We start from the raw sequence: 26,852 nt of genomic DNA, 5'->3' as shown, positions 1-26,852 counted from the left end.
AGCGGCGCGCTTTTGGAAGAGAATTTGAGTGAAGCCGATAAACAACAAGCGATTAAAGAGAGCCTAAGGCAATTTTTTAAGCCGGAATTTTTAAACCGCTTAGATGAAATCATCTCCTTTAACGCCCTAGATAGTCATGCTGTCGCTAATATCGTGGGGATACTTTTTGAAAACATTCAAAAAAAAGCGCTTGAAAGGGGCATCAATATAACCCTAGACGAAGAGGCAAAAGAATTGATCGCCAAAGCGGGATTTGACAGATTTTATGGCGCTAGACCCTTAAAGCGTGCACTCTATGAAATGGTAGAAGACAAGCTCGCTGAACTCATTTTAGAGGATAAAGTTAAAGAGAATGACAGCGTGGCGTTTGTGGTAGAAAATAACGAAATTGTGCCTAAGATTAAGTGAGCTTTTGTTATTCTAAAAAAGACAAGAAATGGTTATTTTTAAAAAAGGATTGAATGATGTTTGATAACACGCTTATCAATTTATTTGACACAGCGCCTCTTTTAACTTCGCTTTTAGCCGGGATTTTAACTTTTTTAAGCCCTTGCGTGTTGCCTTTGATCCCGGCGTATATGTCTTATATTTCTCAAATTTCTTTAGAGGATATTAAAGATGGTAAGGCTAAAAGGGTTTCGGTTTTTTTAAAATCCTTGATGTTTGTGGTGGGGTTTTCGCTCGTGTTTTTGGGCGTGGGCATGTCTATGGCCAAGCTTATCCATAGCTTTTCGTTTTCTTGGGTGAATTATATCGCTGGGGGGATTGTGATCCTTTTTGGTTTGCATTTTTTAGGCGTGTTTCGTTTTGCATTTTTGTATAAAACCCAAAGCGTTGGTTTAGCGAGCAGATCTAATAGCATGCAGCGCTTTTACCCCTTTCTTTTGGGCATGAGTTTCGCTTTAGGCTGGACGCCATGCATCGGGCCGATATTCACTTCTATTGTGATCATGAGCGCGAGTAAGGACGCTTATGGCTTAATGCTTATGGTGGTGTTTGTGGCGGGCTTGGCGATCCCTTTTTTATTGGTGGCTTTAATGCTAGAAAGAGCGCTTTTGTTTTTAAAATCCTTAAAAAAATACAACCGCACGATTGAAATTGTTTCAGGGTTGGTGCTTATTTTAATGGGAATATTGATTATGACCAATTCTTTAGAAAGCCTGACGGATTTCTTGCAAAAATAGGAGGGTTTGGTGCTGTTAAAAAACGCTTCGTTTTATGATGATTTGGTTTTAAAAAGAGCGGATATCCGCTTAAAAGATTCCCTCATCATAGAGATTAAAGAAAACTTAAGCCCTACCAAAAATGAAGAAGTGATTGAGTGCGCGAATTTATTCGTGCTGCCAAGCTTCATTGATTTGAGCGTTACTGCTTTGGAGGGTTATGAAAATTTAAAACAAAAGGCTTTTAAAGGGGGGGTAGGGTTACTCAATGTTTTTAATTGCGATCAAAGCGGCGTTAAAAATATTATGGCAATTAAAAACAACCAACTAGCCGACATCGCCACGCTTAAAAATAAAGGGGGGGAAATTTTAATCGCGCCATCTGACGCTTTTTTAGAACTCATCAGCCACTATGCCAAATCCTACAACTTGTCTCTTTTAATCTCTTTGGAAAATTCTTTTGAAGCCCTAAATAGTGGGGCATTAGCCTATGAATTGGGGCAAAATTTTGTAGAAAATGCGTTTGAAAACACGCGCTTGGTGCGTTTTATGGAAGTTTCTAGAGCGTTGCAAATCCCCATGCTTTTAGATAAAGTAAGTAGCACCGCCACGCTCAAACTCATCAAAGCCTTTAATGATTTAGGGGCGCGTTTGCAAGCCCAAACGCCCTTAAGCCATTTAATCTTAGATGAGAGCGTGTATGAAGATTATGAGCCTAGATTCAAAATCGCCCCTCCTTTAAGGGATAAAGAAAGCCAAAACGCCCTAAAAGAAGCTCTAAAAAATAACGAAATCGCCATGCTCACAAGCCTTCATGTTTTTAAAAACTCTAGCGCAGAGCTTTTTGAAGAAAGCGCTTTTGGGTGTGAGAGCATAGAGGACGTTTTTAGCGTGGCTTATACTTTTTTAGTTCAAAAAAAGGTTATCAGCTTCCAACAGCTCATTAAAGTCATGGCGACTAATCAAGCGAGATTTTTAAAACTCAATGCAGGCGAGGTTAAAGAAAACCAATTAGCCAATCTCATGATTGTAGATTTAAACGCTCAAACAAGAGTTCATAATAAAAATTCGCCCTTTTATGGTTTAGAATTATACGGCGGAGTTCAAAGAATGATTTTAAATGGGCAAACCACATTTATTAAGGAGAATGCATGCAAGAAATCATAGGAGCGTCTTTAGTTTTTTTATGCAATGAAAAATGCGAAGTGTTAGAAAATTATGGCGTGGTCTTTGATGAAAAGATTGTTGAAATAGGCGATTATCAAAGTTTAACGCTTAAATACCCCCACTTAAAGGTGCAGTTTTTTGAAAATTCCGTTCTGTTGCCCGCTTTTATCAACGCGCACACCCATTTTGAATTTTCCAACAACAAGGCGAGTTTTGATTACGGGAGTTTTTCTGGCTGGTTAGGGAGCGTGTTAAACAATGGGGGGGCGATTTTAGAAAATTGCCAAGGGGCTATTCAAAACGCCATTAGTGCACAATTAAAAAGCGGGGTGGGGAGCGTGGGGGCGATTTCTAACCACCTGATAGAAGTTAATTTATTAAAAGAAAGCCCTTTGAGCGCTGTCGTGTTTTTAGAGTTTTTAGGGAGTAGCTATTCTTTAGAAAAACTAAAAGCGTTTGAGGCCAAATTTAAAGAGCTAAAGGATTTAGAAGACAAAAAGCTTAAAGCCGCTCTGGCTGTGCATGCCCCTTATTCGGTTCAAAAAGACATGGCTTTAAGTGTGATCCAATTAGCCAGAGATTCACAAAGCTTGCTTTCTACGCATTTTTTAGAATCGTTTGAAGAATTAGAATGGGTAGAAAATTCTAAAGGGTGGTTTGAAAATTTTTACCAGCATTTTTTAAAGGAGTCTCATTCCAAATCGCTCTATAAGGGCGTAAACGATTACATTGACATGTTTAAAGACACGCACACTTTATTCGTGCATAACCAGTTCGCTTCTTTGGAAGCGTTAAAAAGGATTAAATCTCAAGTTAAAAACGCTTTTTTAATCACATGCCCCTTTTCTAACCGCCTGTTGAGCGGGAAAGCGTTGGATTTAGAAAGAACCAAAGAAGCCGGTTTGAGCGTGAGCGTGGCCACTGATGGCTTGAGTTCTAACATTTCGCTGAGCCTTTTAGACGAATTGAGGGCGTTCTTGCTCACCCATAACATGCCGTTATTGGAATTAGCCAAGATCGCTCTTTTAGGAGCGACTAGGCATGGGGCTAAAGCTTTAGCTTTAAATAATGGCGGGATAGAAGCTAATAAGAGGGCGGATTTGAGCGTGTTTGGTTTTAATGAAAAATTCATTAAAGAGCAAGCGGTTTTGCAATTTTTATTGCATGCTAAAGAAGTGGAGCGCTTGTTTTTAGGGGGGAAAAGGGTGATCTAATTTGTTTTAAAGACAGAATGCGTTAAAATGAGAAATCTAAATCAATTAAGGAAAGAGTCAATGAAATTAGTTTTAGCCAAGAATACAAGAAAATCAGACGCTAAGAGCGTGGAATTAGAGGATTTGTATCACAAATTCAGTGAAGACAAGCGTTCTATTTTCTATTTTGCCCCCACAAACGCCCACAAAGACATGCTCAAAGCGGTGGATTTTTTCAAAGAAAAAGGCCATACGGCTTATTTAGATGAGGTGAGGGTCAGCAGCGATGAAAAAGATTTTCTTTATGAATTGCACATTATTTAAAGGCTTGTATTGAAAGTTTATATTGAAACCATGGGTTGTGCCATGAATTCTAGGGATAGCGAGCATTTATTGAGCGAGCTGTCCAAACTAGACTATAAAGAGACTAGCGACCCTAAAACAGCGGATTTGATTTTAATCAACACTTGTAGCGTGCGCGAAAAACCTGAAAGGAAATTGTTTTCAGAAATCGGTCAATTCGCTAAAATCAAAAAACCCAACGCCAAAATCGGGGTTTGCGGGTGCACTGCAAGCCACATGGGAGCGGATATTTTGAAAAAAGCCCCAAGCGTGAGCTTTGTGTTAGGGGCTAGGAATGTGTCTAAAATCTCTCAGGTGATCCATAAAGAAAAAGCCGTTGAAGTGGCGATTGATTATGATGAAAGCGCGTATGCGTTTGAATTTTTTGAAAAAAAGGCTCAAATCCGATCGTTACTAAACATCTCTATAGGTTGCGATAAGAAATGCGCTTATTGCATCGTCCCGCACACTAGGGGGAAAGAAATTTCTATCCCTATGGATTTGATTTTAAAAGAAGCCGAGAAATTAGCGAATAACGGCACTAAAGAGCTCATGCTTTTAGGGCAGAATGTGAATAATTACGGCGCGCGTTTCAGCAGCGAGCATGCGAAAGTGGATTTTAGCGATTTGTTGGATAAATTGAGCGAAATCCAAGGCATTGAAAGGATACGATTCACTTCGCCTCACCCCTTACACATGAATGATGCATTTTTAGAGCGCTTTGCCAAAAACCCTAAAGTGTGTAAGAGTATCCACATGCCCTTACAGAGCGGATCTAGCGCGGTGTTAAAGATGATGCGAAGGGGTTATAGTAAAGAGTGGTTTTTAAATAGGGTGGAGAGGTTAAAGGCTTTAGTGCCTGAAGTGGGCATTAGCACGGATATTATCGTAGGCTTTCCTAATGAGAGCGATAAGGATTTTGAAGACACGATGGAAGTGCTAGAAAAAGTGCGCTTTGACACGCTCTATAGTTTCATTTATTCCCCACGCCCTTTCACTGAAGCGGGAGCTTGGAAGGAAAGAGTGCCATTAGAGGTTTCATCTTTAAGGTTAGAGAGGTTGCAAAACAGGCACAAAGAAATTTTAGAAGAAAAAGCCAAGCTGGAAGTGGGCAAAACGCATGTGGTGTTGGTGGAAAATAGGCGTGAAATGGATGATCAAATCGTGGGTTTTGAAGGGCGCAGCGATACGGGGAAATTCATTGAAGTAGCGTGTAAAGAAAAAAGAAACCCGGGCGAGCTTGTAAGAGTGGAGATTGTTTCTCATTCCAAAGGGCGCTTGATAGCGGCCACTAAAGGCAACTGATCAAAACAACCAATGAAGAGCGGGTTTAAAGGCGAGAATTGAGCTTAAAATTTTTCAGGAAAAATATCGTTTTAAAGGTTGTCCCGCACTTGGCGTTTGGAGTCCTTTGGTTGTTGCATAAAACTTGTAAAAACCGCTATTTTTTAGCTCAAAATTTAAAAGAAAAACCCTTTATTGTAAGCTGTTGGCATGGGGAGCTTGGGATGATCGGGTTTGCGTATTTAAGGCTTCAAAAACCTTCTGTTTATGTGATCGCCAGCCAGCATTTTGACGGCTCTATTGCGGCGGGTTTGTTTGAAAGCTTTGGTTTTAAAAACATTAGAGGTTCTAGCAAAAAAGGGGGGGTTAAGGTTTTGATAGAAGGGCTTAAGCGTTTGAAAGAAGGTTGCGATGTCGCTATCACTCCTGATGGCCCCAAAGGCCCACGGCACAGCATAGCGGATGGGGTGATCGCTTTGGCTCAAAAATCAGGCGTGGGGATTAGCGCTTGTCGGGTGGTTTGTAAAAACGCATGGCGGTTGAACACTTGGGATCAATTTGAAATCCCTAAGCCTTTTAGCGAAGTGCATTATTACATGCTAGAATCTGTGATTATCCCTAAAGAATGGGAGCTTTCAAGGGCTAAAGAATATTTAAAGACGCGCATGGATTCTGTTGGATTTGAAGAATCTCAAAGGGGTTTAGGTGCTTAAAGGGTTAAAAAAAGCGTTCAAAGAGAGGTTTTGCTCTCAAGTGTATATCTCTTTTAATGTGGATCACAATCTTTTATCCGCTCAAATTTTAAGGGTTAAAAACCACCGCATTAAAGAGAAATTTTTTAAAACTTTTGAGACTAAAGTGGAGACTAAAAATGGTGAAGTCCCTATTCAAGCCTTAAAAATCGCCAGAACTTATAGCCAAAAATACCCCTACACTTATTTTAGCGCGATGAGTAAAGCTAAAGAGGTTTTATGCGAGAAGCAGGCGTTTGAACAAATCAAACAAGAAAATCAAGATTATCAGGCTTGTGCAGTCAATCAAAAGTATTGCGTTTATGTGGAATCTAAGGATTTTTTAAAGGATTTCAAGCGTTTTAAAATCCAGGATGTGGATTTTTTGTTTTCGCCTTTTAGTCTTATTTATGATTTTGTGCGCGATAATTTAGAAGAAAAGCCGTTGCTGTATTTGCTTTTGGAGCGTTCAAGATTTTATTTTTTGATTGCGGATAAAAAAGAGATTTTTTTAGCCAAATCCGTGTTTTTAGAAGAGCAACCTGAAGAGTTTATAGAGAGCAAGGAAGAGGATTCTATGGAGATGGATAATGAGGCTGTGGATTTGTTTTTGAGTGAAATCCAAGAAGATATTGACAGCCTTGAAGAAGCGATAGGCCTAGACAGCAGTAAGGATAATAGCGGAAAAATAACAGAGGACGCTTATAGTTTGATTGAAGGCATGACGAATATCCCTCTAATCGCAGGTGTTTTGCAAGAGGGATTGCGTGGCGTCTATCATTCTAGAGATATAGACTTTGTAGAAAAAGTGGTTGTTTTAGACAGCTGTCAAATCCACCCAAAAGCGTTAATGCATTTGCAAGAAACTTTGATGATGGAAGTGGATAGGCTTGATTTTTCTTTAGTAGAGCGCTTGAACATTTTAGCGCGCATGGAGAATGAAAAGTATGCGTTTTAGCTACATTAAGCCAAGAGCGAAATACCTTATCAGCAAGCTTTCTAAAATTTGGGTTTTTTACATTTTTTTATCTTTTGTGGTGATAGGGGGGTTAGTGGGGTTTATGCAAAACGCCATTAAAAACACTCAAGACAATGCGTCTGATTTGACGATTCAAGAAAGGCTTTACCGCCATGAAATCAGCCGCTTGCAGGTTAAGACTGATGAAACCTTAAAACTCATTAAAGAAGCCAAAAAGCGTTTGAACTACAATGACGATATACGAGATGTTTTGCAAGGGCTTTTAAACATTGTGCCGGATCTCATCACTATTAATAGCATTGAAATAGACCAGCAAAGCGTGGTGGTTAGTGGTAAAACCCCCTCTAAAGAAGCCTTTTATTTTTTGTTTCAAAACAAACTAAACCCCATGTTTGATTACTCTAGGGCGGAATTTTTCCCCTTAAGCGATGGGTGGTTTAATTTTGTCTCCACCAACTTTTCTAATTCCTTGCTGATAAAAAACCCGGAGTCTATTAAATGAAGCCATTGCATTTTTCACACCTGGACAGAGAGCAATCAGGCGATGTGGGGTTTATCATTAAAAACCTCATTTTTTTAGGGGTTTTTTCCTTATTTGGTTGGTTGAATACCGAGTATTTTCTATGGCCTAACATGCTGGAATTGAAAAAAATCCTTTTAGAAGAAAATCGTAAAAAAAGCGTTTTAGAATACGCGCAAAGGCATTTTGAAACAGCTCTAGCAAACTATCGTAATCAAAAAGAAACAAGCGAATCCTTGTTAAAGATTTTTAATGATGAAGAGTCCAGACGGATTTTAGAAAAGATTTTAAAAAAATGTTTTGATGCTTATAAAATCAAACCCTTGCTCTCTCAAAACCCCCTTCAAAAAACCCAATTTTTTATCATGGCCAGAGCGAGCGAATTAGAAAAGACCTATCTTTTTTTCACCTTAATCAACAAGTATTTACCGAGCGCTCAAAGCCAATTGCCTTTAAAAATTTCTAAAGATGATGAAGGGTTGTTGGTGCAATTTAGCGTGAGTATTGATCTCCAATAGGATTAGGGGTGGTTTAATGCAAGATTTTGATTTTAGTTTTAATCCTAAGGCATGCGAGGGTTGTGGGGCAAAGTGTTGTGTGGGGGAAAGCGGGTATATTTTTTTAAATATCCAAGAAATGCAAAAAATTAGCGCTTTTTTACAATTAGAATTAGAAGAATTCAGTCAAAAATACGTTAAAAAGGTAGGGTATAAGTTCTCTTTATTAGAAAAAGACGCTAAAGAGTTGGGTTTAGCGTGCGTGTTTTTGGATTTAAAGACGAAAAAATGCCAGATTTATAGCGTGCGCCCTAAACAATGCCAAACTTTTCCTTTTTGGGAGAGCGTGAAAACTTTCTCTAAAGAGCAAAAGGAAGCTTTTTGTCAAAGCTGTCCGGGCATTACACCAAAAACCAAAGGAACTAAAGTGCGCTAAAATGCACTTCAGTGATACAAAAAAGGAAATAAAATAATGAATATTCAAATAAAGAAAAGGTTTTTAGCAAATTTATTGCTTTTTAGCCTGTTTTGCCTTAACGCTGAAACCCTTTCAGAAGACCATCAAATCCTGTTGAGTTCAGACGCTTTCCATAGAGGGGATTTTGCTGCCGCTCAAAAAGGCTATATGAATCTCTATAAGCAAACCAATAAGGTGGTGTATGCTAAAGAAGCGGCCATTTCAGCGGCGAGTTTAGGGGATATTAAAACCGCTATGCATTTAGCCATGCTCTATCAAAAAATCACCAATAATCGTAACGATGTTTCTATCAATAAGATTTTAGTGGATGGCTATGCGCAAATGGGGCAGATTGATAAGGCGATTGAATTGTTGCACAAAATCCGTAAAGAAGAAAAGACCATAGCCACAGACAATGTGTTAGGGACTTTGTATTTGACTCAAAAGCGTTTGGATAAGGCTTTCCCGTTGTTGAATAAGTTTTATAACCAAGTGCATGATGAAGACAGCCTAGAAAAACTCATTACGATCTATTTTTTGCAAAATCGTAAAAAAGAGGGCTTGGATTTGTTGCAATCTCATATAGACAGGTATGGTTGCTCAGAGCAATTGTGCCAAAAAGCGCTCAACACTTTCACGCAATTTAACGAGCTTGATTTGGCTAAAACGGCTTTTGCTCGTTTGTATGAAAAAAACCCTATTGTTCAAAACGCCCAATTTTACATAGGGCTATTAATCTTGTTGAAAGAGTTTGATAAGGCCCAGCAAATCGCAGAATTATTCCCATTTGATAGGCGTTTGTTGTTAGACTTATACACCGCGCAAAAGAAATTCACTCAAGCTTCCAAACAGGCTTCTTTGATCTATCAAGAAAAAAAAGACCCTAAATTCTTAGGATTAGAGGCGATTTATCATTATGAAAGCTTGAGCGCGAAAAATAAAAAACTCACCAAACAAGAGATGCTGCCTATCATTCAAAAATTAGAGCAAGCCACTAAAGAGCGCCAAGCTTGGCTCGCTAAAACCAAAGATAAAGAAGACGCGCAAGACGCTTTCTTTTATAATTTCTTAGGGTATTCCTTAATAGATTATGACATGGATATTAAAAGGGGCATGGATTTTGTGAGGAAAGCCTTAGCGTTGGATTCTGGCTCAGTGCTTTATTTGGATTCTTTAGCATGGGGTTATTACAAATTAGGGAATTGTTTGGAGGCTAAAAAAATCTTTTCTAGCATCGCTAAAGAGTTTATTCAAGCCGAACCCGAATTAAAAGAACACAATAAAATCATTCAAGAATGCAAGAAATAGGGATTTTAGAAAATTTACAAAAAAGCTTAGCCTTAAAAGAGGGCATGCTTTCTTATGAAATGCTGGGTAAAAGCCTGTCGTATAACCCTTACTTGCCTAGAGTCATTCCTCAAACTAAAGATTGTGTTTTTGTAACCCCTAATGAGGTTTTAGAAAAGCTTTTGAAAGAAAACACCCACACTGATTGCGTCGTTGTCAATTTCAAAGGATTATACGAAATAGGCGCGCCAAGCGTGTTTGATTTGGAAGTTTTAGGGTTATTGCGCCGCCATGCGAGTTCCTTGATTGTCCATCAAGATCTTTTCATCAGCCATTACCAGCTTTTAGAATCGCTTGTTCAAGGCTCTGATGGGGTCGTTTTAGACGAAGAGCTTTTGAAAGAAGATTTAAAGGGCATGGTAGAATTTTCTTGGCGTTTGGGCTTAGGCGTGTTTGTAGAAACCCGCAAGCCAGATCACACCCATTTAAAAGATTTAGGGGTTTTAGGCGTGCTAGAAGAAGTCCCCCATTCTCAAAATCAAAAAAAAAAAAAATAGTCTTTTTAGATTGAATTTTAAGCTAATTTAGAGTAAAAATCGTATTCAAACTTTTTAAAAGGAGTTAGTCATGTCATTATTGGTGAATGATGAATGCATTGCGTGCGATGCTTGCAGAGAAGAATGCCCTAGTGAGGCGATTGAAGAGGGCGATCCCATTTATAATATTGATCCAGACAGATGCACAGAGTGTTACGGGTATGATGATGATGAGCCTCGTTGCGTGAGCGTATGCCCTGTAGATGCGATTTTACCGGATCCTAACAATGCAGAGAGCAAAGAGGAATTGAAATACAAATACGAAAGCTTAAAAGAGCAAGATTAAGGGCTAGCAATGGCTAAAATCACAACCGTGATTGATATAGGCTCTAATTCAGTGCGTTTGGCTGTCTTTAAAAAGACGAGCCAGTTTGGGTTTTACTTGCTTTTTGAGACTAAGTCTAGGGTTAGGATTTCAGAGGGCTGTTATGCGTTTAATGGGGTTTTACAAGAAATCCCCATGCAAAGAGCCATTAAAGCCTTGAGCGAATTTAAAGAAATCGCCCTTAAATACAAAAGCAAAAAAATCTTGTGCGTGGCGACCTCAGCGGTGCGCGATGCCCCTAATCGGCTGGAGTTTGTAGCGAGGGTGAAAAAGGCTTGCGGTTTGCAAATCAAAATCATTGACGGGCAAAAAGAAGCGCTCTATGGCGGGATTGCGTGCGCGAATTTGTTGCATAAAAATTCAGGGATCACGATAGATATTGGAGGGGGTAGCACCGAATGCGCGTTGATTGAAAAAGGCAAGATTAAGGATCTCATCTCGCTTGATGTTGGGACGATTCGCATTAAAGAAATGTTTTTAGACAAGGACTTAGAGGTCAAATTGGCTAAAGCCTTTATCCAAAAAGAGGTTTCCAAACTGCCCTTTAAACACAAAAACGCCTTTGGGGTGGGGGGGACAATTAGGGCGTTGAGTAAGATACTCATGAAACGCTTTGATTACCCTATTGATTCTTTGCATGGTTATGAAATAGATGCACATAAAAATTTAGCGTTCATTGAAAAAATCGTCATGCTCAAAGAAGATCAATTACGGCTTTTGGGGGTGAATGAAGAGCGTTTGGATAGCATCAGGAGCGGGGCGTTGATTTTATCAGTCGTTTTGGAGCATTTAAAAACTTCTTTGATGATCACTAGTGGGGTGGGGGTGAGAGAAGGCGTGTTTTTAAGCGATTTATTGCGCCACCATTACCATAAATTCCCCCCTAATATCAACCCCTCTCTCATCTCTTTAAAAGATCGCTTTTTGCCCCATGAAAAGCACAGCCAAAAGGTCAAAAAAGAATGCGTGAAATTGTTTGAAGCCCTATCGCCTTTGCATAAAATAGATGAAAAATACCTTTTCCATTTAAAGATTGCGGGGGAATTAGCGAGCATGGGTAAGATTTTAAGCGTCTATTTAGCCCACAAGCACAGCGCGTATTTTATTTTAAACGCTTTGAGTTATGGCTTTAGCCACCAGGATAGAGCGATCATTTGCTTATTGGCGCAATTCAGCCATAAAAAAATCCCTAAAGACAACGCTATCGCCCACATGAGCACGATGATGCCAAGCCTTTTAACCTTACAATGGCTGAGTTTTATCCTTTCTTTAGCCGAAAATTTGTGCCTGACAGACAGCCATCATCTAAAATACACGCTAGAAAAAAACAAGCTTGTGATCCATTCTAATGATACGCTTTACTTGGCTAAAGAGATGCTCCCTAAACTCATTAAACCCGTTCCTTTGACGATAGAGTTTGCTTGAAAATAGCGATTGTCAGGCTTTCAGCGCTCGGGGATATTATCGTTGGCGCGGTGTTTTTGGCGGCTATCAAAGAGCGTCTGCCTAACGCTCAAATAGAATGGTTCGTGGATGAAAGATTTGGCGCGATTTTAGAGCATTCCCCTTATATTGATAAATTACACCCCATCGCTTTAAAAAGCGCGCTTACAACCTTTAACCCTTTGAAAATTTTCAAACTTTTTAAATCTTTAAGGGCTTATGAATACGATATAGTCATTGACATGCAAGGCCTAGTCAAATCCGCTCTCATCACTCAAATGTTAAAAGCCCCTAAAAAAGTCGGCTTTGATTACGCTTCGGCTAGGGAGGGTTTGAGCGCGTTTTTTTACTCGCAAAAAGTTTCTATCGCTTATAATGAGCCTATCTTAAGGCGCAATTTTACGCTCCTTTCCCATGCCCTAAACTTGCCTAAAAAAGAAATTTTAAAAGAAATTTCAGAGAGCTTAAGCTCTAGGGCTAAAGTGTTTTCTTACCAAGATTCTCCAAAAATTGATGCGTTAAATTTGAATCAAAATAAGCCAAAAATCCTTTTTGTTTTAGAAACTTCCAAAGTCAATAAAACTTACCCCATAGAGCGCTTTAAAGAGTTGGCGTTAGCGTTAGAAAATTTTCAAATTTGCTTGCTATGGCATGCTGATGAAAAGAAAGCCACTACGCTTTATGGCGCTTTAAAAGACCAGTGCGATGTGTTATTGCTCCCTAAACTCACTTTAAACGAGGTTAAGGCGTTGCTCTTTAAAATGGATTTGATTATTGGGGGCGATACGGGTATCACGCATTTAGCATGGGCGTTGCAAAAACCCAGCATCACCCTTTATGGCAACACACCCATGGAGCGTTTTAAATTAGAAAGCCCGATCAATGTTTCGCTCACCGGTAATTCAAACGCCAACTACCATAAAAAGGATTTTTCCATCCAAAACATAGAGCCTAAAAAAATTAAAGAATGCGTTTTAAACCTTTTAAAGGAAAAAGAATGACTTATAGAGAACGACTCATACACGAAAAAATATTAAACCAAAACGACAAGGGTTTTAAAACAGAACTGCGCATTTTGAGCGTTTTTATCGTGGAATTTTTAGTGAATATTCTGGGGTTTATTTTAGCTAAAATGCCTCATTCGTGGTTTTTAAGGTGCATTAAAGCGGTGGCGTGGCTCATGAAAACTTTTGATAAGCGCCGTTATTTTGACGCTAAAGCCAATTTGGATTTTGTGTTTGGAGATTCTAAAAGCGAAGAAGAGAAAAAAAGGATTATTAAAAAGGGTTATGAAAATTTTGCTTTCATTATTTTAGAAACCATCAGGGTGATCTTTATCCCTAAAGATGAATACGACGCTCGTTTCACGCTCATCAATGAAGACAATGTGTGGAAGTCTTTAAACAAGGAAGGCCAAGCGATCACTTTATGCATGCATTTTGGCTATTGGGAAGCGGTAGGCACGACTTTAGCGCAATATTATAAGGACTATGGTAGGGGGTGTTTGGGGCGTTTGACTAAATTTGCCCCCATCAATCACATGATCATGAGCAGGCGAGAGGCGTTTGGGGTGCGTTTTGTCAATAAAGTGGGAGCGATGAAAGAACTCATTAAGATGTATAATCAAGGCAATGGCCTTGTGGGGATTTTAGTGGATCAAAATGTCGCGCCTAAAGATGGGGTGGTGGTGAAATTTTTCAATAAAGACGCTACGCACACCACGATCGCTTCTATTTTATCGCGCCGTTACAATATAGACATTCAGCCGGTATTCATTGATTTTAATGACGATTATTCGCATTACACAGCGACCTATTACCCGAGTATCCGCTCTCAAATCACCGATAACGCTGAAAGCGATATTTTAGAATGCACGCAAGCCCAAGCGAGTTTGTGCGAAGAGGTGATTAGAAACCACCCGGAAAGTTATTTTTGGTTCCACAGGCGTTTTAAAAGCACCCACCCTGAGATTTATCAAAGATAGGGTTTTGTTTTAATTAAAAACTAAGACCGCTTTTTTTAAGAGTTATCGCTTGCTTTTCGCAAGCTCTTTGTCATTGATGGTAAAAACGCTTTTTAGTATTTTTGCATTCCATCATTCAATGAGAGCGGGAGTTGTATTTCTCCAAAAATTCTTTTTTAAAACTCAAAAACCGCTTTTCTAAAATGGCGTTTCTGGCGTTTTTAACCAGCTCTAAATAAAAATGCAAATTGTGCAAACTGGCCAAACGAGCGTAAGTGAGTTCTTTAGCTCTAAACAAATGGTGCAAATAGGCTTTAGAATAGCGTTTGCAAGTATAACATGCGCAATTTTCTTCAATAGGGGTATCATCGCATTTATAGGGCGCGTTTTTGATAGAAATTTTGCCAGAATGCGTGAAAAGGGTGGCGTTTCTGGCGTTTCTGGTGGGCATCACGCAATCAAACATATCCACCCCTAAACCGATAGCGTCTAAAATGTTTTCAGGCGTGCCTACGCCCATCAAGTAGCGAGGCTTGTCTTTGGGGAGCAAGGGGGCGGTGTGCGCGATGGTTTCTAGCATTTCATCAGCGCTTTCCCCCACCGCTAAACCGCCTATAGCGTAGCCATCAAAACCCTCATGCGTTAATCCCACGCTAAGGCTGCGCATTTTCAAATGCGTCCCGCCCTGGATAATGGCAAAAAGGTTGTTGTTGGGGCGGTTTTTTTGCTTGTGGTATTCTAGGCTAAGATTCGCCCATTTAGCGCTTCTTTTAATGGATTCTTCAAGGCGTTTTAAGGGAGCGGGCAAACCCACCAAATCGTCTAAAACCATCATAATATCGCTATTTAAGGCGTATTGAATGTCCAAAACTTTAGCGGGCGTGAATAAATGCTTGCTCCCATCAATATGGGATTTAAAAACAATCCCGTCTTCTTGCAACTTAACATTATCGCTCAAGCTAAAGGCTTGAAACCCCCCGCTATCGGTTAAAAAACTCCCATGAAATTGAGCGAAACGATGCAAGCCCCCTAATTGTCCAACCACTTTCTCACCCGGCCTTAAATATATGTGATAGGTGTTGGCTAAAATGAGTTTAGCGCCTAAAATTTCTTGCGCATCTGTAGCGTCTAAAGATTTGATACAGCCTTGCGTGCCTACGGGCATAAAAACGGGCGTTGCCACTTGAGAATGGGCTAAATTTAAAAGACCAGCTCGCGCGTGTTTGTCAGTAGCTTGGAGTTGAAAATCCATCGTTTAAGCCTTAATCTTGGATATAATGGCGTAATCATTTTTTAGGAAGTTTGGAATTGAAAAAAATCGCCCTTATTTTAGATGGCATTGTAGCAAAAAATTTTTTAGACTTGGTGCTAAGGCATTATTCTAATCATAATTTTTATATAGTGGTTGTCAAAAATGAGAGCCTTATCCCTAAAAACTACCCGAGCACTTTCGCTTTTTATTGTTTTGATGCGACTTCTAGTTTCAGGCTTTTGCAAGCGTTAAACGATGAGGTGAGCGATGCGTTTTTAATCCTACAAGATTTTAAAGAACAGCGCATCATTCATAAAATCATTCAAACCCATTTCAAACGCATGCGCGTGGTTTTGAGCGTGAAAAGAGATGGTGAAAAAACTTTAGAAAATAATGAAGAAAACAAAGATGAAAAGCTCATTTTGATTAATGAATTTGAAGTTTTAGCCAATAAATTCATTTCTCGTTTGCCTAATATCCCTAGCACCCCTAGAGAGTTTGGGTTAGGCAAGGGCGAGATCATGGAGATTGATGTGCCTTTTGGGAGCGTTTTTGCTTACAGGCATATTGGCTCTATCAGGCAAAAAGAATACAGGATTGTAGGGCTTTATCGCAACGATGTTTTGTTGCTCTCCACTAAATCTTTAGTTATCCAGCCGCGAGACATTCTCTTAGTGGCAGGCAATCCGGAAATTTTAAACGCGGTGTATCATCAGGTCAAAAGCAATGTGGGGCAGTTCCCAGCCCCCTTTGGTAAAAGCATTTATTTATATATTGATATGCGTTTGCAGAGCAGAAAAGCGATGATGCGCGATGTGTATCAAGCCTTGTTTTTGCACAAACATTTAAAGAGCTACAAGCTCTACATTCAGGTTTTACACCCTACTAGCCCTAAGTTTTACCATAAATTTTTATCGCTAGAAACCGAAAGCATTGAAGTGAATTTTGATTTTTATGGGAAAAGTTTTATCCAAAAACTCCATGAAGACCACCAGAAAAAAATGGGCCTAATCGTGGTAGGCAGAGAGCTTTTTTTATCTAAAAAACACCGAAAAGCCTTGTATAAAACAGCCACTCCGGTTTATAAAACCAACACTTCCGGCTTGTCTAAAACCTCTCAAAGCGTGGTGGTATTGAATGAAAGCTTGGATATTAATGAGGACATGTCTTCAGTGATTTTTGATGTGTCTATGCAAATGGATTTGGGCTTGTTGCTCTATGATTTTGACCCTAACAAGCGCTATAAAAACGAGATTGTCAATCATTATGAAAATTTAGCCAATGCGTTCAACCGCAAGATTGAGATTTTCCAAACCGATATTAGAAATCCTATCATGTATCTCAATTCTTTAAGAAATCCCATTTTGCATTTCATGCCTTTTGAAGAGTGTATCACGCACACGCGCTTTTGGTGGTTTTTATCCACTAAAGTGGAAAAATTAGCGTTTTTAAACGATGATAACCCTCAAATTTTTATCCCCATAGCGGAGTGAAAGAATGCAAGAAATTTTGATCCCTTTAAAAGAAAAAAGCTACAAAGTGTTTTTGGGGGAACTGCCTAGAATTGAATTGAAACAAAAAGCCCTCATCATTAGCGATAGCATCGTGGCCGGGTTGCATTTATCGTATTTATTGGAGCGCTTGAAAGCCTTAGAAGTGAGAGTGTGCGTGATAGAGTCCGGAGAAAAATACAAGAATTTTCATTCATTAGAGCGCATTTTAAACAACGCCTTTGAAATGCAATTAAACCGCCATTCTTTAATGATAGCCCTTGGTGGGGGAGTGATAAGCGATATGGTGGGGTTTGCGAGCAGTATTTATTTTAGGGGGATTGATTTTATTAATATCCCTACGACGTTACTCGCTCAAGTGGATGCGAGCGTGGGGGGGAAAACAGGGATCAATACGCCTTATGGCAAAAACTTAATCGGATCGTTCCACCAGCCTAAAGCGGTTTATATTGATTTGTCTTTTTTAAAAACCCTTGAAAAAAGGGAATTTCAAGCAGGGGTTGCTGAAATCATTAAAATGGCGGTGTGTTTTGATAAAAACCTGGTAGGAATACTGGAAACAAAGGATTTAAAAGATTGTTTAGAAGAAGTGGTTTTTCAAAGCGTCAGTATCAAAGCTCAAGTCGTTATGCAAGATGAAAAAGAGCAAAATATCAGGGCCGGGTTGAATTACGGGCATACCTTTGGGCATGCGATAGAACAAGAAACTGATTATAAGCAATTTTTGCATGGCGAAGCGATCGCTATTGGCATGCGCATGGCTAATGATTTAGCCCTTTCTTTAGGCATGCTCACTCTAAAAGAATACGAACGCATAGAAAATTTATTGAAAAAATTTGATTTGATATTCCATTACAAAATCACGGATATTCAAAAATTTTACGAACGCTTGTTTTTAGACAAAAAAAGCGAGAATAAGACAATCAAATTCATTCTGCCTAAAGGCATTGGAGCGTTTGAGGTTGCCTCTCATATCCCTAAAGAAACGATCATAAAGGTGTTAGAAAAATGGCATTAAGGGTATTGTTATTCTTTTGTTTTTTGTTTTTACAAGCAGAAGATAAAAGCCAAGAATTATTGTCCATACAAAAACAAATGGCTTTGGTGGATAAAAAACTCGCCAAAGACGATAACGTGTGGTTGAAAAAATTTGAAAACTATAAGATCTACAATCAAATTTATACCGAAAAAGAGAGCGTGAGGCAGGAATTAAGGCGTTTAAAAAACAAAAAAAGCAAGGATTTATTAAAGATTAGCACATTAGAGCACACCTTAAAGGCTTTAGAGTCCCAGCAAAAAATGTTTGAAAGCTATGGGGTCAATCCTTTTAAAGACTTGATAGAGCGCCCTAATATCCCCAATATCCCTAATATCGCTAACCCTATTGCGATCATTGATGGCATTTCTTTCATTAAAAGCATGCGTTTAAAGCATGAAAATCTTAAAAATAACCAGACCGCTTTAGAAGAAGTTTTAAGGCTTTTAGATCAAAAACACCAGCTTTTAAATCAGTGGCACGCTTTGGATAAAAGCGCGAAATTGAGCGATGAGATTTATCAAACTCAAGCCAAACGCTTGGAATTGCAAGGGGCTCAAAACGTTCTAAAAACCACGATCGGGATTTTCCAAAAAGACAGCGATGAGGCTATAAGCATTGTTAAATCTCAAGTTAAAAACCAGCTTTTTAAATTGATTTATGTGTTTTTAGCAGCCCTTTTGAGCGTGGTGTTTGCTTGGATTTTAAAAATCATTTCCAGTAAATATATTGAAAATAATGAGCGCGTCTATACCGTGAATAAAGCCATTAACTTCGTGAATGTGAGCGTGATCATTTTAATCTTTCTTTTTTCTTATTTAGAAAATGTTACTTACTTGGTCACGGTTTTAGGCTTTGCGAGCGCGGGCTTAGCGATTGCGATGAAAGATTTGTTCATGAGCTTGCTCGGGTGGTTTATCATTTTGATTGGGGGGAGCGTGCATGTGGGCGATAGGGTGCGTATCGCTAAGGGGACGGATATTTTTATTGGCGATGTGCTAGATATTTCTATGTTGCACATTACGATTTTAGAAGATGTAACCTTTACCACTTACACGAACAACAGGAGAGCGGGCCGGATTATTTTTGTGCCTAATAATTATATTTTCACCACCATGTTTGCTAATTACAGCCATTTTGGGATGAAAACGGTTTGGGATGGGGTGGATTTTTGCATCACATTTGATTCTGATTTTAAAAAAGCTTCTAAAATTGCACTCAACATCGCTACAGAATTGTCTAAAGAATACACGGATATCACCTATAAACAGCTCAATAAAATGCGCGACCGGTATTCTTTAAGGAGTTTGAGTGTGAAGCCTCGATGCTTTTTGATGCCTGAAAATAACGGGATAAAAATCTCGGTGTGGTATCAAACCAATTCGTATGCGACCATGTCTTTAAGGAGCAAGATTGTGGCTGAAATCGTTGAAGCTTTTTTGAAAGAAGAAAATATCCATATCGCTTATACGACCAGCAAGCTGCTTAAAGTGGATGCTGACGCCTTAGGCGATGGTTTTGGGAATAAAAGGGAACAAAAATGAAAAAAGTCTATTTCAAAACTTTTGGGTGCAGGACGAATCTTTTTGACACGCAAGTGATGGGCGAGAATTTGAAGGATTTTAGCGCGACCTTAGAAGAACAAGAAGCCGACATTATTATCATCAATTCTTGCACCGTAACCAATGGGGCCGATAGCACGGTAAGGAGTTACGCTAAAAAAATGGCGCGATTGGATAAGGAGGTGCTATTCACTGGTTGCGGGGTGAAAACCCAAGGCAAAGAGCTTTTTGAAAAAGGGTTTTTAAAGGGCGTTTTTGGGCATGACAATAAAGAAAAGATTAACGCGCTTTTACAAGAAAAAAAGCGTTTTTTTATAGATGACAATTTAGAAAACAAGCACTTAGACACAACGATGGTGAGCGAGTTTGTGGGAAAAACTAGGGCGTTTATCAAGATTCAAGAAGGCTGTGATTTTGATTGCAATTATTGCATTATCCCAAGCGTGAGAGGGAGGGCTAGGAGTTTTGAAGAGAGGAAAATTTTAGAGCAAGTGGGTCTTTTATGCTCTAAAGGGGTTCAAGAAGTGGTTTTAACCGGCACCAATGTGGGGAGCTATGGGAAAGATAGAGGAAGCAATATCGCAAGATTGATTAAAAAATTAAGCCAGATTGTTGGATTAAAACGCATAAGGATTGGGAGCTTAGAGCCTAATCAAATCAACGATGAATTTTTAGAGCTTTTAGAAGAGGATTTTTTAGAAAAACATTTGCATATCGCTTTACAGCACAGCCATGATTTCATGCTAGAAAGAATGAACAGAAGAAACCGCATAAAAAGCGATAGGGAATTATTAGAGGTCATCGCTTCTAAAAATTTTGCTATCGGCACGGATTTTATTGTAGGGCATCCGGGCGAGAGCAAAAGCGTTTTTGAAGAAGCGTTTAAAAATTTAGAAAGCTTGCCTTTAACGCACATCCACCCTTTTATTTACAGCAAACGAAAAGACACCCCCTCTAGTTTGATGCATGATAGCGTGAATTTGGAAGATTCTAAAAAGCGTTTGAATGCGATTAAAGATTTGATTTTACATAAAAATAAGGCGTTTAGGCAATTGCAACTCAAGCTCAATACGCCCCTAAAAGCCTTAGTGGAAACGCAAAAAGACGGCGAATTTAAGGCCTTAGATCAATTCTTTAACCCCATTAAAATCAAAAGCGATAAGCCTTTAAGGGCGAGTTTTTTAGAAATCAAAGAGTATGAAATTAAGGAGAGGGAAAATCATGCCGTTTTCTAAAAATTTAGAAAACCTCACCGCTCCCTTTAAACGCATTAAAAACCGATCGCTTGTTTTGGCGTTGGGGTTTTTGATCCTTACTTTTTGCTTGCTTCTTTTTTTAATTTTAAGCGATGTTTCTAGGCTCATATCCAGTAAGGACTTTTTTTATGTGATCCAATCTCACCCTAAGCAAACTCTAATTGAAGATGAAAATTATTTTTACGCTAACAAAGGCCTTTATAAAACCAACAAAGAAGCCTTTTTAAGAGCCTATAAAATCCCAGAAAGCATGCCCATAGAAAAACGAGAAAATTTAAACAAGGTTTCTAAAATCTTTTTGGCGTTGCTTTTTTTCATTTCTAGCATGCTTTTTGGGATCTTTTGGCGCTTGCCCAAACGATTGGACACTAAAATGAGTTTAGAAAGCGCGCACAAAAACGGATTAGAAAATGCATTCCAGCGATACGATGCGTTGGGGGTGCGTTTTGAAGATATTGCAGGGGTGGATGAAGTTAAAGAAGAATTATTAGAAGTGGTAGATTATTTAAAAAACCCTAAAAAATACCAGGATTTAGGGATTTTTCTCCCTAAAGGCGTGCTTTTAATCGGGCCTCCTGGAGTGGGGAAAACCATGATCGCTAAAGCCTTAGCGAGTGAAGCCAGAGTGCCGTTTTTTTATGAAAGCGGGAGCGCGTTTTCTCAAATTTATGTGGGGGCTGGGGCTAAAAAAGTGCATGAACTTTTCATGCATGCTAAAAGGCATGCCCCCTCTATTATTTTTATTGATGAAATTGACGCTTTGGGTAAGGCTAGGGGAGGGCACAGGAGCGATGAAAGAGAAGCCACGCTCAATCAGCTTTTAACCGAAATGGATGGGTTTTTGCAAAACGATGAGGTGGTGGTGATAGGAGCGACTAACCAGATGGAAGTGATGGATGAAGCGCTATTAAGGAGCAAGCGTTTTGATCGGCGCATTTTCATTTCTTTACCGGATTTGTTAGAAAGGCAGAGCATTTTAGAAAAGCTTTTAGAAAACAAAAAGCATGCACTCAATTATCTTAAGATCGCTAAAATTTGCGTGGGTTTTAGCGGGGCGATGTTAGCGACTTTAATCAATGAAAGCGCTCTAAACGCCCTAAAACACCAACGAAGCGAAATCACTGAGAGCGACATTTTAGAAGTGAAAGACAAGATCGCTTATGGCAAGAAAAAGCCCCAAACTTTAGACGAAAACCAAAAAGAATTAGTCGCTTTGTATCAAAGCGCGAAAGCCTTGAGCGCGTATTGGCTGGAAATTGAATTTGATAAAGCGCCTTTATTGGGGGAATTTATCGCTTTTAATGAAAATAAAATCCATAGCGAGAGCGAGATTAAAAATTACATTAAAGTGTATTTGAGCGGGACGATTATTTTAGAGTTGCTCTATAAGGAGCGTTATAGTCTGTCTAAACAAGACTTGCAAAAAGCGAAATTTTTGAATGAATTTATGGTCAGTGAGCTTCTTTTAGCCCCTACAAAAGAGTCTTTAAACGTTCTTTATGAAGAGCAACTGGAGTTTTTAAAGCCGCAAATTGCAGCTTGCAAGCGATTAAGCGCTCTGTTATTGGAGCAAGAATGTTTAGAACATTCTCATTTGTATGATTTGTTGAACGGGTGAAAATGCGTTTTTTTAGTGGTTTTGGGTTCATTAATGAAAGCGTTTTGTTTGAAGAGTGGCTTTTAAAAGGGGCTTATGATGTGTCAGGCTTTTCTATGGGAGCGATTAAGGCGATAGAATACGCTTATAATGAAATCTCACAACAGCGCCGCATCAATTCCTTGTTATTGTTTTCGCCCTGCATGCTAGCACATAAGAGTTTGGCGTTCAAACGCTTGCAACTTTCTTCGTTTCAAAAAGATCCGCAAAGCTACATGGATAATTTTTATCACGAAGCGGGCTTGAGCGCTAAATGGGAGCGTTTTAAAAAAGAGGGTTCTTTAGAAGAATTGGAATTTTTATTGAATTACAAGTATAGTGATTCTATAATTAGATTTTTATTAGAAAAAGGCGTGAAGATTGAAGTGTTTATCGGGTTAAAAGATAAGATCACTGACATTCAAGCCCTTTTAGAATTTTTTGTGCCTTTAGTTCAAGTGTGGCGGTTTAAGGATTGTAACCATTTGTTGCAAAAATCTTAAAAAAGGTGGAAGATGAAAAAATTTGGTTTAGGGGTGTATTTGCTTCTTTTAGGTATTTTGGGTGGCTCTTTGATCATTTTAGGAGCGATAGTCGCGCCCATTGTTTTCAAAGCTTCAAGCATTTTACCTGAATTGAATCTGACTCCCTTTGAGAGCGGGAAACTCATGGCGCAAATCTTTGTGCGTTTCAATTACATTTTAGGCGCGATCGGTTTTGTGGTGTTACTTTATGAAATCATTTCGTTTATTTATTACAAAAGATCGTTGGTGTATTTGATCCTTGGCGTGGCGATAGGGGCGTTGTGTTTCCTCTTTGTTTTTTATTACACGCCTTATATTTTAAACGCTCAAAAAGCGGGCGAAGTCGCCCTCCAAAGCGCTGAATTTGCCCGCTCGCACGCTCAAAGCGAATGGCTGTTTAAGGAATTGTTTGTGCTGGTGTGCGCTTTATTTTTTTGGCGTTTGCTTGGAAAAAACGCGCTTTGATTTAAAAGGGAGGTTTTGTTACTATCTAGGAAATGAGAAGGTAGCCTTTAATGAGAAAGTTTAAAAAGAAACCAAAAAGTATCAAACGATCGTATCAAAATCAAAAAACAATCTTAAAGCGTCCTTTATGGCTTGCACCTTTATTAATCGGTGGGTTTGCTAGTGGGGTTTATGCTGATGGAACAGATATTTTGGGGCTTAGTTGGGGGGAAAAAAGCCAAAAGGTATGCGTGCATCATCCATGGTATACTCTATGGAGTTGCGATAAATGGGAGGAAAAAACACAACAATTTACAGGAAACCAACTCATCACAAAAACTTGGGCAGGGGGTAATGCGGCTAACTACTACCACTCTCAAAACAACCAAAACATCACAGCCAATTTAAAAAATGATAACGGCACTTATTTTTTAAGCGGTCTGTATAACTACACCGGAGGGGAAAACAATGGGGGGAATTTAAATATTGAATTAGGCAGTAACGCTACTTTTAATCTAGGTGCGAGTAGTGGGAATAGCTTCACTTCTTGGTATCCTAATGGGCATACTAATGTTACTTTTAGCGCTGGGACTATCAATGTGAATAACAGCGTAGAAGTGGGCAATCGTGTGGGATCGGGAGCTGGCACGCACACCGGCACGGCCACTTTAAACTTGAACACTAATAAGGTCAATATCCATTCCAATATCAGCGCGTTTAAAACTTCGCAAGTGAATGTAGGCAACGCTAACAGCGCTATTAGCATTGGTTCGGTTTCTTTAAGTGGGGATACTTGCAGTTCTTTAGCTAGGGTTGGCGTAGGGGCTAATTGCTCTAATTCAGGGCCTAGCTATTCTTTTAAAGGGACGACTAACGCTACGAATACGGCTTTTAGCAATGCAAGCGGCAGTTTCACTTTTGAAGAGAATGCCACTTTTAGCGGGGCGAAATTGAATGGTGGGGCATTCACTTTCAATAAAGAATTTAGCGCTACCAATCATACCGCCTTTAATAGCGGTAGTTTTAATTTTAAAGGCGCAAGTTCCTTTAATGGTGCGAATTTCAACAACGCTACATACACTTTTAACGATCAATCCACTTTCCAAAACAGCTCCTTTAATGGGGGGACTTTTACTTTTAATGACCAAACCAATCAAAGCGCTCAGCACCCCCAAATTGTGTTTGAAAACAGCTCTTTTAGTGGTAACGCTACCACTCTTAAAGGCTTTGTGGATTTCCAGCAAGCCTTCAACAATTCAAACCACCAATTGACAATGCAAAACGCTTCCTTTAATAACGCCAATTTCAACAATACCGGTAAAATCACCATTAATGAGGGCGCGAGTTTTAACAACACGACATTCAACACTTCTGTTGATACAAGCAACATGACCATTACCGGTAGCGTTACTTTAAGCGGTAAGAATGATTTGAAAAATGGATCAACCCTTGATTTTGGGAGTTCTAAAATCACTCTCACTCAAGGGACGACTTTCAATCTCACAAGTTTAGGCAGTGAGAAGAGCGTAACGATTTTAAATTCTAGTGGTGGGATCACTTATAACAACCTTTTAAACCATGCGCTCAATAGCTTGACAAACGCCTTAAAAACGAACGAAAGCTCTTCAAAGCCGCAAGGTTTCGCTCAAGGTTTGTGGGATATGATCACTTACAATGGGGTTACCGGACAGCTTTTGAATGAAAACATTGCGGCATCTAAACCCACTGACTCTCCGCCCTCTAAATCCTCTACAAACTCTACGCAAGTCTATCAAGTGGGCTATAAAATAGGGGATACTATCTACAAACTGCAAGAAACTTTTAGCCATAATTCCATTATTATTCAAGCTTTAGAGAGCGGGACTTACACGCCACCCCCTGTTATTAGCGGCTCCAAATTTGACTTATCCGCTTCAAATTATATTAATGCTGACATGCCTTGGTATGATCATAAATATTACATCCCCAAATCCCAAAATTTTACAGAGAGCGGGACTTATTACTTGCCGAGCGTTCAAATATGGGGGAGCTATACCAACTCGTTTAAACAAACCTTTAGCGCGAGCGGTAGTAATCTGGTGATTGGGTATAACTCAACATGGACTGATCATAATGTTTCTTCTAGCGGCACGGTGTCTTTTGGGGACACTTCAGGGAGTGCTCTTAATGGGCATTGCGGGCCTTGGCCGTATTATCAATGCACAGGTACGACTAATGGAACTTATAGCGCTTATCATGTGTATATCACAGCGAATCTGCGTTCTGGCAATCGTATAGGCACGGGTGGGGCAGCCAATCTAATCTTTAATGGAATAGATAGCGTCAATATCGCTAACGCTACCATCACGCAACATAACGCCGGGATTTATTCAAGCTCTATGACTTTTTCCACGCAAAGCATGGATAGTTCGCAGAATTTGAATGGTCTAAACGCTAACGGCACGCTTTCAGTGTATGGCACCACTTTCACTAACCAAGCTAAAGACGGGAAATTCATTTTCAATGCAGGGCAAGCCACTTTTGAAAACACCAACTTTAATGGAGGGAGTTATCAATTCAATGGCGATAGCTTGAATTTTTCAAACAACAACCAGTTCAATAGCGGTTCGTTTGAGATTAGTGCCAAAAACGCTTCGTTTAATAACGCTAACTTTAACGATAGCGCTTCTTTTAATTTCAATAATTCTAGCGCGACCACTTCGTTTGTGGGGGATTTCACTAATGCTCATTCAAATTTGCAAATCGCCGGGAACGCTGTTTTTGGGAACTCTACCAATAGTAATGGCTCTCAAAATAACTCTAATTTTAATAATACCGGCTCTGTTAATGTTTCAGGGAATGCAACTTTTGATAATGTGGTTTTTAATGGCCCTACGAACACGAGCGTGAAAGGGCAGGTTACTTTAAACAACATCACTTTAAAAAATCTAAATACTCCTTTGTCTTTTGGCGATGGGACAATCACTTTTAACGCTCATTCTGTTATTAATATTGGTGGAGCTATCACTAATGGCAACCCTATCACCCTTGTAAGCTCTTCTAAAGAAATTGAATACAACAACGCTTTCAGTAAAAATCTATGGCAGCTCATCAACTACCAAGGGCATGGGGCAAGCAGTGAAAAGCTCGTTTCTAGCGTGGGTAATGGCGTTTATGATGTGGTGTATTCTTTCAATAACCAAACCTATAATTTCCAAGAGATTTTTTCACCCAACAGCATTTCTATCCGGCGTTTGGGTGTTGGCATGGTGTTTGATTATATGGATATGGAAAAATCGGATCATGTGTATTATCAAAACGCTCTCGGTTTTATGACCTACATGCCTAATAGCTATAACAATAATTTAGGGAATTCAAACAACACCATTTACTATTACGACAACAGCATTGATTTTTATGCGAGCGGGAAAACTTTATTCACTAAGGCGGAATTTTCTCAAACATTCACCGGGCAAAACAGTGCGATCGTTTTTGGGGCTAAAAATATATGGACGAACGCAAGCGATGCGCCGCAATCTAATGCAATCATTCGCTTTGGGGACAATAAGGGGGCAGGGAGTAATGATGCGAGCGGGCATTGCTGGAATTTGCAATGCATAGGCTTTATTACAGGGCATTATGAAGCGCAAAAGATTTACATTACCGGCAGCATTGAAAGCGGGAATCGCATTTCTAGCGGTGGGG

General features: G+C 39.4%; 25 protein-coding genes and 1 pseudogene. 25 read left to right on the top strand and 1 reads right to left on the bottom strand.

Annotated features, from left to right (window positions below):
- From DV63_RS0208945 to DV63_RS09840, 17 genes are all read left to right on the top strand, one after another.
- The coding region (locus DV63_RS0208945) for a ClpB D2-like domain containing protein (protein WP_031202166.1) at positions 1 to 408 on the top strand (408 nt) is incomplete at its 5' end.
- A gap of 56 nt (positions 409 to 464) precedes the next feature.
- Positions 465 to 1,184 carry a cytochrome c biogenesis protein CcdA gene (locus DV63_RS09915; protein WP_017179768.1) on the top strand — a complete coding sequence of 240 codons (720 nt, stop codon included), beginning with the start codon at positions 465 to 467 and terminating at the stop codon, positions 1,182 to 1,184.
- A gap of 9 nt (positions 1,185 to 1,193) precedes the next feature.
- Entirely contained in the window at positions 1,194 to 2,330 is a 1,137-nt protein-coding gene (locus DV63_RS09910; RefSeq protein ID WP_000924914.1) for an amidohydrolase family protein, read from the top strand.
- Positions 2,315 to 3,544, top strand: coding sequence for an adenosine deaminase (locus DV63_RS09905; RefSeq protein ID WP_001155890.1), 1,230 nt, complete (start codon positions 2,315 to 2,317; stop codon positions 3,542 to 3,544). Before DV63_RS09910 ends, DV63_RS09905 begins: the two co-directional genes overlap by 16 nt.
- A 60-nt stretch (positions 3,545 to 3,604) precedes the next feature.
- Complete coding sequence (locus DV63_RS09900) at positions 3,605 to 3,847, top strand: nuclease (protein ID WP_000780041.1); 243 nt, start codon at positions 3,605 to 3,607, stop codon at positions 3,845 to 3,847.
- A 9-nt stretch (positions 3,848 to 3,856) separates the two neighbouring features.
- Positions 3,857 to 5,170, top strand: a complete 1,314-nt coding sequence (gene miaB, locus DV63_RS09895) for a tRNA (N6-isopentenyl adenosine(37)-C2)-methylthiotransferase MiaB (RefSeq protein WP_000870238.1) — start codon at positions 3,857 to 3,859, stop codon at positions 5,168 to 5,170.
- 38 nt (positions 5,171 to 5,208) lie between these two features.
- Positions 5,209 to 5,862 carry a lysophospholipid acyltransferase family protein gene (locus tag DV63_RS09890; protein ID WP_000053490.1) on the top strand — a complete coding sequence of 218 codons (654 nt, stop codon included), beginning with the start codon at positions 5,209 to 5,211 and terminating at the stop codon, positions 5,860 to 5,862.
- Complete coding sequence (gene pilM / locus DV63_RS09885) at positions 5,855 to 6,838, top strand: PilM family protein (RefSeq protein ID WP_000911864.1); 984 nt, start codon at positions 5,855 to 5,857, stop codon at positions 6,836 to 6,838. Before DV63_RS09890 ends, pilM begins: the two co-directional genes overlap by 8 nt.
- Positions 6,828 to 7,361, top strand: a complete 534-nt coding sequence (locus DV63_RS09880; RefSeq protein ID WP_001212816.1) for a PilN family protein — start codon at positions 6,828 to 6,830, stop codon at positions 7,359 to 7,361. The genes pilM and DV63_RS09880 overlap by 11 nt, the downstream gene beginning before the upstream one ends.
- Complete coding sequence (gene pilO / locus DV63_RS09875) at positions 7,358 to 7,897, top strand: PilO family protein (RefSeq protein ID WP_000803078.1); 540 nt, start codon at positions 7,358 to 7,360, stop codon at positions 7,895 to 7,897. Before DV63_RS09880 ends, pilO begins: the two co-directional genes overlap by 4 nt.
- Positions 7,898 to 7,913: 16 nt before the next feature.
- A complete protein-coding gene (locus DV63_RS09870) occupies positions 7,914 to 8,312 on the top strand; it encodes a YkgJ family cysteine cluster protein (RefSeq protein ID WP_001150527.1) in 399 nt (132 codons plus the stop codon).
- A 36-nt stretch (positions 8,313 to 8,348) separates the two neighbouring features.
- Positions 8,349 to 9,641: a tetratricopeptide repeat protein gene (locus DV63_RS09865; protein WP_001025476.1), complete on the top strand. Its 1,293-nt coding sequence runs from the start codon at positions 8,349 to 8,351 to the stop codon at positions 9,639 to 9,641.
- Positions 9,629 to 10,177: a beta/alpha barrel domain-containing protein gene (locus tag DV63_RS09860; RefSeq protein WP_017179769.1), complete on the top strand. Its 549-nt coding sequence runs from the start codon at positions 9,629 to 9,631 to the stop codon at positions 10,175 to 10,177. Before DV63_RS09865 ends, DV63_RS09860 begins: the two co-directional genes overlap by 13 nt.
- Positions 10,178 to 10,247: 70 nt before the next feature.
- On the top strand, positions 10,248 to 10,502 hold the full coding sequence (locus DV63_RS09855) for a YfhL family 4Fe-4S dicluster ferredoxin (RefSeq protein WP_000055463.1): 255 nt from the start codon (positions 10,248 to 10,250) through the stop codon (positions 10,500 to 10,502).
- Between the two features lie 9 nt (positions 10,503 to 10,511).
- Entirely contained in the window at positions 10,512 to 11,966 is a 1,455-nt protein-coding gene (locus DV63_RS09850) for a Ppx/GppA family phosphatase (protein ID WP_001074288.1), read from the top strand.
- Positions 11,963 to 12,985 carry a lipopolysaccharide heptosyltransferase I gene (gene waaC / locus DV63_RS09845; protein WP_000684585.1) on the top strand — a complete coding sequence of 341 codons (1,023 nt, stop codon included), beginning with the start codon at positions 11,963 to 11,965 and terminating at the stop codon, positions 12,983 to 12,985. Before DV63_RS09850 ends, waaC begins: the two co-directional genes overlap by 4 nt.
- A complete protein-coding gene (locus DV63_RS09840) occupies positions 12,982 to 13,968 on the top strand; it encodes a lipid A biosynthesis lauroyl acyltransferase (RefSeq protein ID WP_000222227.1) in 987 nt (328 codons plus the stop codon). Before waaC ends, DV63_RS09840 begins: the two co-directional genes overlap by 4 nt.
- Before the next feature lie 115 nt (positions 13,969 to 14,083).
- On the opposite strand, the gene tgt is transcribed toward DV63_RS09840, so the two are convergent.
- Positions 14,084 to 15,199 (bottom strand): tRNA guanosine(34) transglycosylase Tgt, encoded by a 1,116-nt coding sequence (gene tgt, locus DV63_RS09835; RefSeq protein ID WP_000347365.1) that lies wholly within the window; start codon positions 15,197 to 15,199, stop codon positions 14,084 to 14,086.
- A gap of 56 nt (positions 15,200 to 15,255) precedes the next feature.
- Here tgt and DV63_RS09830 point away from each other — a divergent pair, with 56 nt between their 5' ends.
- From DV63_RS09830 to imaA, 8 genes and pseudogenes are all read left to right on the top strand, one after another.
- On the top strand, positions 15,256 to 16,692 hold the full coding sequence (locus DV63_RS09830) for a COG3400 family protein (RefSeq protein WP_000717283.1): 1,437 nt from the start codon (positions 15,256 to 15,258) through the stop codon (positions 16,690 to 16,692).
- 4 nt (positions 16,693 to 16,696) lie between these two features.
- Positions 16,697 to 17,728, top strand: coding sequence for a 3-dehydroquinate synthase (gene aroB / locus DV63_RS09825; protein ID WP_001156148.1), 1,032 nt, complete (start codon positions 16,697 to 16,699; stop codon positions 17,726 to 17,728).
- The gene (locus DV63_RS09820) at positions 17,719 to 19,290 is read left to right on the top strand and encodes a mechanosensitive ion channel family protein (RefSeq protein WP_001218157.1); all 1,572 of its coding nucleotides are present in this window, start codon (positions 17,719 to 17,721) and stop codon (positions 19,288 to 19,290) included. The genes aroB and DV63_RS09820 overlap by 10 nt, the downstream gene beginning before the upstream one ends.
- Entirely contained in the window at positions 19,287 to 20,543 is a 1,257-nt protein-coding gene (gene mtaB, locus DV63_RS09815) for a tRNA (N(6)-L-threonylcarbamoyladenosine(37)-C(2))-methylthiotransferase MtaB (RefSeq protein WP_000758499.1), read from the top strand. Before DV63_RS09820 ends, mtaB begins: the two co-directional genes overlap by 4 nt.
- Entirely contained in the window at positions 20,530 to 22,182 is a 1,653-nt protein-coding gene (locus tag DV63_RS09810; protein WP_001116715.1) for an AAA family ATPase, read from the top strand. The genes mtaB and DV63_RS09810 overlap by 14 nt, the downstream gene beginning before the upstream one ends.
- 2 nt (positions 22,183 to 22,184) lie before the next feature.
- On the top strand, positions 22,185 to 22,703 hold the full coding sequence (bioV, locus tag DV63_RS09805; protein ID WP_001210546.1) for a pimelyl-ACP methyl ester esterase BioV: 519 nt from the start codon (positions 22,185 to 22,187) through the stop codon (positions 22,701 to 22,703).
- 12 nt (positions 22,704 to 22,715) lie between these two features.
- Positions 22,716 to 23,189 carry a DUF4149 domain-containing protein gene (locus DV63_RS09800; protein ID WP_000713307.1) on the top strand — a complete coding sequence of 158 codons (474 nt, stop codon included), beginning with the start codon at positions 22,716 to 22,718 and terminating at the stop codon, positions 23,187 to 23,189.
- A 50-nt stretch (positions 23,190 to 23,239) separates the two neighbouring features.
- Positions 23,240 to 26,852 (top strand): annotated as a pseudogene (gene imaA / locus DV63_RS09795) (immunomodulatory autotransporter protein ImaA); the annotation flags it as partial.

The sequence above is a fragment of the Helicobacter pylori FD535 genome, from assembly GCF_000296015.2.
Classification (GTDB): Bacteria; Campylobacterota; Campylobacteria; order Campylobacterales; family Helicobacteraceae; genus Helicobacter; species Helicobacter pylori_CT.
The sequence above is the reverse complement of the archived record's forward strand: the minus strand, read 5'-3'. Positions and strand labels throughout refer to the sequence as shown.